Consider the following 12,431-nt stretch of genomic DNA (forward strand, 5'->3'; position numbering starts at 1 on the left):
AAAGGGAGAAAGGGGGGAAAGGGGGAAAATAACTAACTTCTGCTTGTGCGTCCTAATAAATGACAAATAACAAATGACAAATGACTCCTCATCCTCTCTGCGCCTTTGCGCCTTTGCGCGAGACAAATTCATATTTTCAATCAGCAACACCAAAAAATAGATATTTAGACCATCCAAACCCACAGGAATTTGAAAGCAAGAACCGGAGTGCCAGGGACAAGCACCGCTGTTAAATTTGTATTCATAACGCGAATCGTTGAAAGGAAAGCTATGAATATCTCAGCGAAAAACGCCCAGCTTGCAGCGGCAACGCAGAACGATATTCGCTGGGCATCAGTTATCGCCCGCGATCCTGATGCCGATGGTAAATTCTACTACTCAGTCAAAACTACTGGTGTGTACTGCCGTCCTTCTTGCGCTGCGCGTCTGGCGCGACCGGAAAATGTGCAATTCCATGTGACCTGTAAGGATGCCGAAGAAGCTGGGTTCCGCCCGTGCAAGCGCTGCAAGCCGGATCAGGCCTCACTGCTCGAACAGCATACCGCGAAAATTGCGATCGCTTGTCGGCTCATTGAGAATTCCCAAGAGATACCCAGTCTCGAACAACTGTCGCAGCATGTAGGATTGAGCGCCTATCATTTCCAGCGTGTATTTAAGGCGATCGCTGGACTGACGCCGAAAGAATACGCGGCAGCTCATCGCCAGAAGTGTGTGCGAAATACGCTCAACAAGAGTGATACGGTGACGCAAGCAATTTACAACGCCGGGTACAACTCCAACGGACGGTTCTACGAAATATCAGATCAGGTATTGGGTATGACACCTTCAAACTATCGCGCTGGTGGCACTAATACAGATATACACTTCGCTGTCGGTGAATGCTCTTTGGGATCGATTCTCGTTGCCAAAAGCGATCGCGGGATTTGCGCCATTTTTTTGGGCGACGATCCAGATTCACTGACACGCGATTTGCAAGACCGATTTCCACAGGCCAATCTAATCGGCGGAGACGCCGAGTTTGAGCAGATTGTCTCGAAAGTGGTGGGCTTTGTCGAAGCGCCGATATTGGGGCTAGACCTACCTCTCGATATCCGCGGCACTGCCTTCCAGCAGCGCGTGTGGCAAGCGTTGCAGAAGATTCCAATCGGCTCGACGGTAAGCTATACTGACATCGCCAAGTGCATCGGCTTGCCGAAATCGGTGCGGGCGATCGCCCAGGCCTGCGGCGCAAACCCCTTAGCAGTAGCAATTCCTTGCCATCGTGTTGTGCGTAATGATGGGGCATTGTCGGGCTATCGATGGGGCGTCGAACGCAAACGCACGCTTCTCGAACGAGAAGCTTACCCCAATACTTAGTAGTCTAAGCCTTAAATAGCATCTTTAAGATGGTTGAGTCCCCATTGATAAAGCGATCGCATCAGCAGTTGATCACAATTGGGAGGTGTACTAATTTCCATCAGCACATTCATCATCAAATTTTTAATAATTTCTGGCGTTTCTGGGAATGTTACAGGAAACCCATTATTAGCCCAGATAGAACAAATTTTTCTTGAAGTGATAAATTCACCCTGATGAATAATTTTATTACGTTTTTGTCGAACTTCATACAATAATTTAGACCATTTACTATCTTGATTAAAATTATTATATTTACACCAACCTTGCATTAATTCTGCTAGTGATGGGTCATTATTTTTATTTAATATCAAACCCTTAACAACCCAGTTTTGAGATTGTGATTGGAGATATAGCAACCGTTCTAAAAGCTGTGTAAACTGAATAAATGCAGTGGTGTAATTTTCTCGGTAAAGACATAATTCTACGATAATTGTAGATTCCCATAGTTGAGTTATGTTATCTGATTGCATTTTATGGAGTTGGGTTTTCCACCTTTTAATTTGCTCCGAATAAACTAGACTGCTGACATCATTTGAACCTAGCCATTCTCCCAACTTGCGAAAAAAATCACTGTCAGATTCCCAGTTACTATATCTTGCTAAAAACCCAGTTAATTTATATAAAACTGGATGAAGAATTTGATGAATTTTTAACCATAATTGAGCTTCAAAAAAATCACCTCTTTCCCAAGCAGAAATAATTCGCAGTCTTTCTAATGACCAGAAATACTCTCCCATTGGAATCAGTTTAAAACTTTGGGAATGGTTAGCGGTTATTAAGTTATTTTCTAATTTAGTAAAAAACTCTGGAGGTTCATTTGGACTTGCATTAAACACTTTACACTGACGTACTAAAGCCGCAGCACAAATTTCTACGCTAGATGCAACAGTTGGCACACAACCTTTATTTTGTATCCATAATACAAATTCTTTATCGCCAGAGGGAGAAAAGTAATCCAAAGCTTCTTGTAATACTAAAAGCTCTAGCTCTTTCCGAATAGCATTGCTATCATTTGCATTAATAGTTGGTACATGAACATCAACTCTGATATCAGGAAAAATACTTTTAATTTTTCCTGCCATTAATTGTGCTAACCAAATAGTATCGAGTCGGCGAAAAGACCAAGAAACGGTTTCTGGTTGGTCAGTTCCCCATAAAATAATATGCTTGAGTCCCTGTTTAATGCCGGTTTCAATAATTTCTTCGTCTAAAAGCAATTCAACTTGGCTAAAGTTACCACCAAGCCATTCTACGCAGTATTCATAATACCGTTTACCTAAATCTCTAGCACTCCAAGGAGAGATTTTATCGTTTTCTTGGTAAGTACCACGCTCAATTCCTAATTCTTGATAAAGTTCGTTAACGTGGGTTGGATAGCTACTATTACCATCTGCACCAAAAGAACGAGTTACTCCATCTTGACAAAGCCAACCAACTTGACGAGTACCTACGGTAATAATTAATGTATCTACGTGATTAGTTTCGGTTGATATGGTTCTCATAAAGGGAAAATTTGGGCATAGTTTTGAGGAGTTGTATCTTGACGTAGCTTATCTAAAAACTTTTTACGAGGGTCGGCGGTAGCACCAAAAATGGTGACTACTTGATAATTATCTAAATCTGCAATCCATATAGGAGAAGGAATTACTTCACGTTTTTTGCTATTTACATAATCTTTCTTAACACCACCACACAAGTTTTTAGCATCAGTATAATTTTCTGCTTCTAATTTGTGAAAACTTTGATGTAAAGTTTCTAGTGCATATCCTTTGTTGTCATTGTCTTTAATACTAACAACTATAATTTTGGCATTAATATCTAAAGCTTCTACCCAAGTAAATGAGTTGACTTTACCACAATATCTTAGTTGCTTATAATTGAAATTTGCACCCAAAGCTTGTAGTGCTTGATAAAAAACTTCTAATCTTTGCCTAAATAATTGCTGAAATTCTTTAGGAGTTTTTGGTAATCTCCAAAAGGAATCTTTGCGGTCAGGTTTTAGAGTAGAACCACGCATGTAAGGACGGTTTTTGCGAGAATAACAAGGTCTTCTTGCACCTTGACCAATACCACCTAAATGAAACATTAAGCAAGTAAGATTTTGACTTAATTTTTTAAGATTATCTAGTTTATCTTTTGGTATTTCTGGTGAGTAGTTTAGTGTTAAAATTCCTTGTTGCTCACCGCATTTATCATAATGATTCTGAGGTTCTTGTTGGAGAACTCTTCCTTCTAAAACTCTGACCATTAACCAACCATATTCTTTGCTGGGATTAATACCTCCAAATATTTTATTTTCCCATGTTTGAACTTCTGTTGGTTCTAAAATTCCCAATGCAAAAGTACGAAACCAGTAGCGTAACATTGATTTAAAAGCTACAGGACGCACTTCGGCATCTGCTACTGTATCTGCCTTGAGTTTACCGTCTTGGTATTTTTGGTAAGGTTGAAAAATATGTTTAAATCTTTTGCGGCCGTGAATTAATTGACCTTCTATAGTAAATTCAACTCGAAAAAACTCACTTTCTAGTTTAATTTTACCTGGTCTAATGAGTTCACCATATCCAGTATTAACTTGTGAGCCAATACCAGCTTGCAGACCTGCAATTAACCATTGTTTAGTCTGTTCTAATATTTGAGTATCTTGACAACTACTAGCTAGGCGTAAACCAATGATAAAAGTTGCTTCTTTGAGAGAAAAGAACACATTAGGATTGGGGCTATATTCAAGTGAGTTCTCTTTCCACTGCCAAATATTATTTGCTATATCTACCGTTAATATTTTTTGTCCGGGGAGAGGGTAAGCATCTAGGAAAACAACTTTACCTGCGCGATCGCACTCATTCTTCGCTTCTAAAGAACCAAACCAGGGTGCAACTTCTTTCTCGGCTGCTTTCCAATTGACTTGTTTCTGCGCCATGATTTCTCGAATTGCCTGTGTTCTAGCAACGCCACGCAAAGTGCTAGAGGGAATATAAGGCATTCCTAAAGCATCAAAGGCAGGTAAAAGAATACTTTCTGGGCCGCGATGTCCGCCTACCCGAATTCGCCAAGGGCATTTGACTTGAAATGAATCTTTAGCAATTAGTTGAGTGCGTTTTGTTAGCTGATCCAAGCGATCGCTATAATTCGCCTTTTCTTCAGCTATTTGTAACAATTGTACTTTTGTCTCATCTTTATATTCACTGTCAAGCGATCGCATCCACCGCAGATATTCTACAAAACTAGCTGCTGCATCTGGTTGAGGTGGATTTTTTGGGTTTAACCAAGGAGAAGGTATAGGAGGCTGATTACCGTTACCATGACCACCAGAACCACCACCAACACCAACAGTAATTACTTTTTTGGGTTTATTCATATTTGATTCCCCAGTTGCAGGTGGTTGAGGTTTTCTAGGTTGAGGTCTATCAAATACCATTAGTTTGAGTCTCCTTCAATACCTGAATAAATGGCAGTAGCCCAAAAACTAAACTCTTGTGCTAAAGCTAGCCCCAATCCTGTTAAACCTAAATATTCATCTGTATCAAGGTTTTTTAAAATTCCTAAACCTTGTTCGTTAGCTAAATTTGCTATTCCTGATAGTTCTTGTAAACATTCAAAAAACTTTTTTACCACCTGCTTTTTACCTTTCATATTATCTACTAAGGCTGTTTCTTCAGCTTTGAGTCGCATCATTCCCCAAGTAGAAAGATAAGTGTAAAGTTCAACTGCTTGTCCTTTTTGTTGTTTTAAAATAGTGTCATCTTGATTAGGTTTAGAACGCAATTCATTTAAAGCTTCGTAAATTGATGTCGCAGTTGTTCTAGGGTCAAATGTCATGTTAATTAATTCCTTTACTACTACATGTTTACATCCACTGCTGGACAAATCCACGTCCTAAACTTTCTTGTCCACCAATTTGTAAGATTTGATTCGCAGCTAATAAATCCTTAAAATCTTGAGATGATTTCTCGGCTGTGCCATTAGCTTGAGATGTGATTCCCCAAGGTGAATACATTAATGTATCTGGGGGAATTGCTTCTTCATAACGAAAACCACCGTCTACTGATTTGTGTTCATCGAGTTTAATTTTTACTTGTCGCCATAAACTCATTTGAACTAATGTAGTGTAGTGTTTATCTGGTAAAACTAATAAACGATTTATAGAACTTGTTGATGACGATTTTGGGATAAATTCCTCCCATTTATCCCAAGGGCGTAATTTATCAGCTTTGATAATTGCATCTTTGAGGTAAACAGCAGTTTTACTATTAGCAAAGTTACAACTATATTCGGTAGGTATAGTTAAATTACTACCTTGTAAACGTTGCCAACGTTGTAGTAGCATAGGACAACTAATCCAAACTACACTATGACTTAAAGAAGGTACGGGTAGCCATAAAATTGAAGCATCGCCTATCCAAATATCACCTTGTTCAAGTTGCTTACCATCTTTTAAGTCATTACCAAATAGTTGATATTGTTTATCTTTATCTGTGACAGTTGACCGAACTTTACCACGAATTGTACTTGAAGGTATGTATGGTAAATTAGTGTGAGATTCCCGCGCAATTCCTAACAAATTACCTTCTTGAGTTGTACCCCCTGTATGTAACGGAGCAAGAAGATATAAATAAATGTAATTAATCATGATTAATTATTGCCTTCTGATTTGTAATTTATCCACAGTAATTCTGAATATCCAAGTTTTCGCCACTTATTTACCTTGGTTTTTTCATCATCTTGAAACAAAACTTGCGGTTGATTGAGGTAATACAAAGTACCAGGAGGTGCAGCAAAAACTTGCGGCGCGGGAATACTTTTACTCGCTTCTGCTTTTTCTCGAAAACGACAGCTAATAAGTACTGGTTTTTCTGTTGCCATACTAACTAAATGTCCTGGTGTTTGATTGCGGTTAACAGTATGAGCTAATGTCCACTCCCAAGGATAAGCACGACAAATAGATCCTTCTAATTTATCTTTGCGTTCAAAAGCACCCGGTGTAACTAAGTAAGCTATAGATTTACCGCCATGTTCAAAGTTAGCTTTTGATTGTTGTTGTAAACTTGCCCACTGTTCGCCTAATTCATCACAACGCTGCAAAATTATCCGGTGTCCTTCTCCTCCTAATCGTAAAGTTGTTGGTGTATCAATGTTTTCGTCGATGCCAACTGCTAAACTCCAGCCAGGATAGAGACGAATTCCATTTTCCACAAAGTAACCATCAGCATCTTTAACTTGTCTTGTTCCTTGTTCAATGGCATTATGCGATCGCGTCTCTATTGTCCAAGGTTGATTTTCGTAACTCCCATCTGTAACCATCCAATGTTGCTGTTCTATTTGTCCTGTTTGTAGATATGTTTTGACAACTGAATATGGCAGATATTGCCTAAATTTTGATTCTGAACCGTCACCTTTGATAAACTCATCTTCCTCGTCTTCTCTTAATGAGTTGACAGGTTTAACTAAAGGACAAGGTTGAGTCTCATCATGTAAAACAACATTATGTAAATGAGATTCAGTTTCCCATGCTAAAGGAACAAGAGGTGTGGATTTCACAAACCCTAATGGACGGGGAAGATATAAATTATTTCCTTTGTTTTCATAACAGAGGAACGGGCCAATAATATTAAAGTCTTGCTTCTCTGGTAATAATCCTCGCAATGCCCCAACAATAGTATGACCATTGGGAGGAAATATGCTACCTGCCCAAGCCCTTTCTTGTGGTGAAAATGGTTTGGCATCTCTTAACATTAATATATCTAATGGTGTGAGCTTATACCAATACATAGGAATGATGAATTATGAATTATGAATTATGAATGGGGTATGGGTTGTTATTATTTGTTTTTTTTGGTGTTGATAATGATTTTGGTGATAACGGCAATTAGTTCTTGTGTTTCTTGAATCAAATTTGTCAGGCGATCGCTAGAAACAATTGCCGATTTAACTAATAAACGCAGCCAATATAAACTTTCTCTTGCCTCCTTTTGAGCGATACTAAATTTATGGATGAAATCAGCTTTACTTTCACCAGATTGAGCCTCTTGAATATTAGCACCAATAGAAGTAGCTGAACGCAAATATTGTTTTCCGATTATGTAACCCGCACCATATTTTTCTTGCTGCAAAAACTCAAATAATTTAATTGCTCTCAACGCATATTCAAAAGACCTCTCTCGAATATCCCAGGTTTTTATATTTTCCTCACTCATCACTCCCTCTTGCCTTTCATCATTCATAATTCATCATTCATCATTCATAATTCTTCGGTGACGTTTGATAAAAGCTGCAAGTTTTAACCAATTTTGAATTTCATTGTCTAGGTCTTTTTCTTGGGTAGTAAGAATCAAGGATTTGAGAAAATCAGCTAAATTACTTTGAAACTGCTTTTTGAGAGTTTCATTACCTTGAAATTGGTCGCGGCGATCGCAAAATGCTTTTGTCCAAGGTAAAATAGCCTCTCGACTCGGTGCTGGGTGTTGACTCCAAAGGGTCGCGGCTTGTTCAAAAATGGCGCTATCGACTACATTTGTAGAGATAAGTTTTCGCCACTCATCAAAAACTAAAAACTTTGATGTTGCTTGTAAATTATTACCATTGCCGTACAACACCCGCACCTGTACTGCATCTTTGGCTTGATTGTCAGCCGATTTGTGTTCCTTCGCCTTTTTTTCAGCTAACCAGAGGTTTTCTAGGGCGATCGCAAGTGGTACGGAATGATGCACAATTACAATACCAAAGCTAATAGTTGCATTTTTCCCCATCGTAAATAATGGTCTTTTGGCTACTTGCTTTGACTGCAAATCAGCCTTAGCAGTCCAATAATCGCCATTGCTATCAAATTCTGCTTGCGGATCTTCATCTCCTCGAAAACATTGGCGAATATCCCACAACCAGTTATCCCATTCCCAAAGATTGGTATAGGCTAAAACATCATCACCTCCTCCATAAATCAAGCGTCCAGCATAACGCTGTTCTGTTAAATAAGGTACTAATTGATTAGAAAAATCTAGCAAAGCCCGACTGAGAGCATTATGTGTTGATGGCCCCATCCGTTTTTTAACTTCTAAAAACTTCTGAAAGCTTTCAAGCGATACCGATAATTGTGAGGGAATATAATGTTGATATTCTTTTAATTTTATCCCCTGTAACCATTCACTCATCCCATCGCCATCACCCGCAGCCAATACATACCAATCAGCAGGATTATTACCAGGATAAAAGCTATCAATAATTTTTTGAATGTCTTGGCGATAACTTTTTTTTAAATCAGAAATATCTTTGCGGATTACTTCTTTATCCTGTTCATTGGCTATTTTTAATTTATCTTGTAATTCTTTTAGTTCTGGAGTATCAGCATCTTCTACTAACCAGCCAGAATTTAGTAAGCGTGGATGGAACCTTTGGGGTAGATTATCTTTATCTATCCAAGGAATACCCCATTTGTTACGCATTTCTCTCATGACATCCTTCGCCCAAGTAAATTTTTGGATGATTGCTTGACAAGCATCTTCAAATAGCAATTCATGGTTAATATCTTTTTCATACACTTTGAGATATCCCGCCACGCCTGCGGTTAAATCTGGGTAAGAAACTGCGATCGCATCTTCATTTTGAACATCCAATAATTTATGCAAAACTTTTTCTAAAACACGCTTAACCGTCTCAGTTGCATTTAACTGTTCTCTACCATCAAATAAACCTGCGTGTTGTTCCCAATATTTTTTAGTTTCACCGTCTGTAATCCAATCATTACCAGGATGCACCACTGGGCCAATGCCAGAAATTGTAGAACGGGGGCCAAAAGCTGTGGGTAATTCCCAATTACGCGCATTTTTAACTGCTGCCAAACTATGTCTATTAGCATCAAAAATCGATGCCCACCAAGAACCAACATTGACACTAAATTGTTGATGTTGATATGCTTCTCGCAAAAAAGTAATTTCATCATCTTGAAACAGTTTTTGCTTTTTTTTAGTTAAGTTATAAGCTTGATTTTGAGCATCTAACCACTCTAAAAATTCTACTTCTTGTTCTATAGGAATAGCCGCATTTTTTAGAGGTTCTTCCTCTTTACCTATGGGTAAGGCTGTCCAGTAAAACTGCCACTGAGACTGTAGCCAACCTTTCCAAGTTTTGCTTTCTTTTGTTAAATCTGGCATCCAATAACGTTCAGTTTTTAATTCGTCAAATACAAAATCACCAATTCGCGCCCATTCTTCTAAAAGTATTTGTTTAGCCCGTTGCATAGCAGCTTTAACTTTATCTTTTGGCAGCACTAACACCAATACATTAGGAAATCCCGCCGTTAAAAGTGAATTAGCTTCGGGTTTTTCTACCCATTTATCAAACTCAGGAAATTCCTTTAATAGCCAATAGTCAATTAATGGCTGTTGGTAAAGGCTGGGATAAAGAAAGCAATCGGGGCCGTATTTCTGGGCAAGTTGCCAACAGACTTTAGCTGAGAGATAATGCAACAGCCAAGAACCTGCCCAAAAGTCTCGCATCTTGCGACTGGCTTTAATGAGTTCTTGTACGGGTGTAAAGGTGAAACTGGCTAGATAAGGACGAGATAAAGTTTTGTTGACTGGCCAATGTTTTATCTCTGCACTTGTCAAGTCATATCCTGCTAAAGCGCCAGCCAAAGCAGCCGTAATACTGCCATGACTCCAAATGGAACTATCTGGTAGGCGGGTTTCAGCCGGCATTAGCATTAAAGATTCATCATCAAATTCCCGACACGTTGCTACTGGTAAACAACGCCACAACCACCAAAACAGACCTTTAATATTTTTAATATCTGTTCTCAACTCTGCTGGTATTGCTTTTAGTAGCTTTTGTTCCTTATCTGTTAAGTAATTTCTGGGGTTTGCTGCCAGCATTTCTGAGTGCTGCTTGATTTTAAAATCGTGTTTTGCCCCAGATAATAGGTGAAATATTTCTAACCCTTTTTCTCCGTTATTGCCCTGACCATAATTGATACTGTCAGTAACACTACCAATAGCACCGCGATCGCTTGCTGAGGCAATATAGTCAGCTTGGTAGATATGTTCTAATACTCCGCCTCCAGATGTCTCTGGATTCCAGCTATTTTCACGCCAGTTTTGCATAACATCTAGTTCCTGCCAGAAGCTATTTTCTGAACATTCACTATTAGTGTGTAGCGCTTTTAACACTGAATCATGAAGTAATCCCCAGATTTTTGCTTGCCAGTATGATTCCGACACAGATTTGTTTTCTTTGATAGTGCGTGTTTTAGATTGTATAAATTTATATTAGCGATTGTCTATTAAAATTTAATATTGATGTCTGGTAAAAATTTTTGGCTGAATCCTCTCCTGATAAGGCTTTGAGCTAGTTAGTTTGTAATTGTTTAAATATTTTTATTTATATTTTGATAAGTTTAATGATTTGTACGTATTTGTTGTCACAAAAAAGCCCTGTATAAAGGGCAAGTTCTTTATATTTTCTTCAGCAAATGGTCACTCAAAGACCAGGTGTAAGCTGTCGCGCACCTAAAATGAACATCTTTAGGACTTACGCACTGAAGGCTGAAACCTAGATCCCCCCTAGCCCACGCCAGTCGCTCATGGGGAGCCACCCCCTTGCGGAGGTTCCCTCCGTTGTGGAGAGTGGCGTGGAAACCCCCTTGGCGCAGCCTCAAAGTAGAGAAGACCGCGCTGGCTCCCCTTCAAAAGGGGGGAATTTATAAAGCCCCCTTTTTAAGGGGGTTGGGGGATCTGAGTGCGTAAGTTCTGATCTTTTAGTTTAAAAGGCGATCGCTATGTCCTGAGAAAACTTGGCGATCGCTTTTTGCTTTCTGTATCTACTGTATTGATTTTGCGATACAATGTCAAGCACTATAAGGTACAATACACTCAATACCTTGCAATACACGTTCGGCAAGAATAAATTAAAGGTATGTAGTATTAAAAAATTTATTATGACGACCAAAAGACAAAGGACTTTTATCTCGATTGAGATAGACCCCAAAACCAAGGATGCTTTTAGCAAAAAACTAGGAGAAGAGGGAAAGACAGTTACGGGCGCTCTTAAACAATTTATTGAAGATTACTTGAACAAGGAAGAGTCCATCCCGAATCCGCAGAATTTAGCGGAGTTTGTTAAGCGTCTAGAAGAAGTCGAGAAGAAAGTAGGTATTGAGAACGCACAACTATTGGGGGAATCGGCCGCCTGAGAGAGGAGAACGAATCTCTCAGGCAAACTCACGTTCAGTTATTAAATTTACTCAATAAAGAAAAACCCGCCCCTCATCAGGCGGGTTAAATGTTTTTTAGGGATATATAGCCTATTACAATACTTGTAACGTATAATCAATACAAAGTATCAAGCGATCACGCCCAAAGCCGCAACTTCTAGAGGAGGAGATATTGACCCAAAACAACGAGCCAGAAAAGAAAAAGAAACCAAAACCTAAGATTGATTACGATTGGCGCGTTTCTCCAGCGAGTGGAGACAGCTTCGGATGGGGCGGTTTTCGAGGCGACGGCGGGTTTCCATTCAATTAGTTTCTCCAGCGAGTGGAGACTTAGCTTTAGAGTATTGCTTCATGAATAATGAAGTGTTTCCATTCAATTAGTTTCTCCAGCGAGTGGAGACGGTAGGTCACATAATTTCTCCTAGTGAATGGGAGAAAAGTTTCCATTCAATTAGTTTCTCCAGCGAGTGGAGACTCCTTAATCTTTAGAGTATATACCATGTATTAAAACAGTTGGTTTCCATTCAATTAGTTTCTCCAGCGAGTGGAGACACTCGGTTTCTTAAAGTCTGAAGAGGTTCCCTACTATGTTTCCATTCAATTAGTTTCTCCAGCGAGTGGAGACCTTCATCATTTGGAATAGAATCTCCAAACTTAACTGTCGTTTCCATTCAATTAGTTTCTCCAGCGAGTGGAGACAGGGCTTTGGTATAATGACAGTAACTATTAACAGGGCTAGTTTCCATTCAATTAGTTTCTCCAGCGAGTGGAGACCTAAGGGTCGGTGCATTTCAAGATAGCTTTGTAGAGTTTCCATTCAATTAGTTTCTCC

At 39.2% G+C, this 12,431-nt stretch carries 9 protein-coding genes and 1 CRISPR repeat array (1 of these 10 cut by a window edge); of the genes, 2 read left to right on the forward strand and 7 right to left on the reverse strand.

The window, feature by feature from the left end; genetic code table 11:
- Positions 1–270 precede the first annotated feature (270 nt).
- Complete coding sequence (ada, locus tag FNW02_RS11275; RefSeq protein WP_191757640.1) at positions 271–1,356, forward strand: bifunctional DNA-binding transcriptional regulator/O6-methylguanine-DNA methyltransferase Ada; 1,086 nt, start codon at positions 271–273, stop codon at positions 1,354–1,356.
- An 11-nt stretch (positions 1,357–1,367) separates the two neighbouring features.
- Here ada and FNW02_RS11280 read toward each other — a convergent pair whose 3' ends face one another.
- From FNW02_RS11280 to cas10, 7 genes are read right to left on the reverse strand one after another with little or no spacing between them, the layout of a single operon-like run.
- Complete coding sequence (locus tag FNW02_RS11280; RefSeq protein ID WP_191757641.1) at positions 1,368–2,900, reverse strand: hypothetical protein; 1,533 nt, start codon at positions 2,898–2,900, stop codon at positions 1,368–1,370.
- Complete coding sequence (locus tag FNW02_RS11285; protein ID WP_191757642.1) at positions 2,897–4,816, reverse strand: RAMP superfamily CRISPR-associated protein; 1,920 nt, start codon at positions 4,814–4,816, stop codon at positions 2,897–2,899. The genes FNW02_RS11280 and FNW02_RS11285 overlap by 4 nt, the downstream gene beginning before the upstream one ends.
- Positions 4,816–5,217: a hypothetical protein gene (locus FNW02_RS11290; protein ID WP_191757643.1), complete on the reverse strand. Its 402-nt coding sequence runs from the start codon at positions 5,215–5,217 to the stop codon at positions 4,816–4,818. The genes FNW02_RS11285 and FNW02_RS11290 overlap by 1 nt, the downstream gene beginning before the upstream one ends.
- A gap of 28 nt (positions 5,218–5,245) precedes the next feature.
- On the reverse strand, positions 5,246–6,028 hold the full coding sequence (gene cmr4, locus FNW02_RS11295) for a type III-B CRISPR module RAMP protein Cmr4 (RefSeq protein ID WP_191757644.1): 783 nt from the start codon (positions 6,026–6,028) through the stop codon (positions 5,246–5,248).
- 2 nt (positions 6,029–6,030) lie between these two features.
- Positions 6,031–7,167 carry a type III-B CRISPR module-associated Cmr3 family protein gene (locus FNW02_RS11300; RefSeq protein WP_191757645.1) on the reverse strand — a complete coding sequence of 379 codons (1,137 nt, stop codon included), beginning with the start codon at positions 7,165–7,167 and terminating at the stop codon, positions 6,031–6,033.
- Between the two features lie 50 nt (positions 7,168–7,217).
- Positions 7,218–7,619, reverse strand: a complete 402-nt coding sequence (locus tag FNW02_RS11305) for a four helix bundle protein (protein WP_225225585.1) — start codon at positions 7,617–7,619, stop codon at positions 7,218–7,220.
- A gap of 6 nt (positions 7,620–7,625) precedes the next feature.
- On the reverse strand, positions 7,626–10,607 hold the full coding sequence (gene cas10 / locus FNW02_RS11310) for a type III-B CRISPR-associated protein Cas10/Cmr2 (RefSeq protein ID WP_191757646.1): 2,982 nt from the start codon (positions 10,605–10,607) through the stop codon (positions 7,626–7,628).
- Between the two features lie 716 nt (positions 10,608–11,323).
- Between cas10 and FNW02_RS11315 the strand changes: the two genes are divergently transcribed.
- Positions 11,324–11,578 (forward strand): hypothetical protein, encoded by a 255-nt coding sequence (locus FNW02_RS11315; RefSeq protein WP_191757647.1) that lies wholly within the window; start codon positions 11,324–11,326, stop codon positions 11,576–11,578.
- 315 nt (positions 11,579–11,893) lie between these two features.
- A CRISPR array of direct repeats spans positions 11,894–12,431; the repeat unit is 36 nt; unit sequence GTTTCCATTCAATTAGTTTCTCCAGCGAGTGGAGAC; it runs 3,451 nt beyond the window's last position.

Origin of the sequence: Komarekiella delphini-convector SJRDD-AB1 (assembly GCF_014831675.1) — a bacterium.
Classification (GTDB): domain Bacteria; phylum Cyanobacteriota; class Cyanobacteriia; order Cyanobacteriales; family Nostocaceae; genus Komarekiella.

Coding starts and splice junctions, on each gene's coding strand:
- ada (WP_191757640.1), top strand. CDS start 271: ATGAATATCTCAGCGAAAAACGCCCAGCTTGCAGCGGCAACGCAGAAC.
- FNW02_RS11280 (WP_191757641.1), bottom strand. CDS start 2,900: ATGAGAACCATATCAACCGAAACTAATCACGTAGATACATTAATTATT.
- FNW02_RS11285 (WP_191757642.1), bottom strand. CDS start 4,816: ATGGTATTTGATAGACCTCAACCTAGAAAACCTCAACCACCTGCAACT.
- FNW02_RS11290 (WP_191757643.1), bottom strand. CDS start 5,217: ATGACATTTGACCCTAGAACAACTGCGACATCAATTTACGAAGCTTTA.
- cmr4 (WP_191757644.1), bottom strand. CDS start 6,028: ATGATTAATTACATTTATTTATATCTTCTTGCTCCGTTACATACAGGG.
- FNW02_RS11300 (WP_191757645.1), bottom strand. CDS start 7,167: ATGTATTGGTATAAGCTCACACCATTAGATATATTAATGTTAAGAGAT.
- FNW02_RS11305 (WP_225225585.1), bottom strand. CDS start 7,619: ATGAATGATGAAAGGCAAGAGGGAGTGATGAGTGAGGAAAATATAAAA.
- FNW02_RS11315 (WP_191757647.1), top strand. CDS start 11,324: ATGACGACCAAAAGACAAAGGACTTTTATCTCGATTGAGATAGACCCC.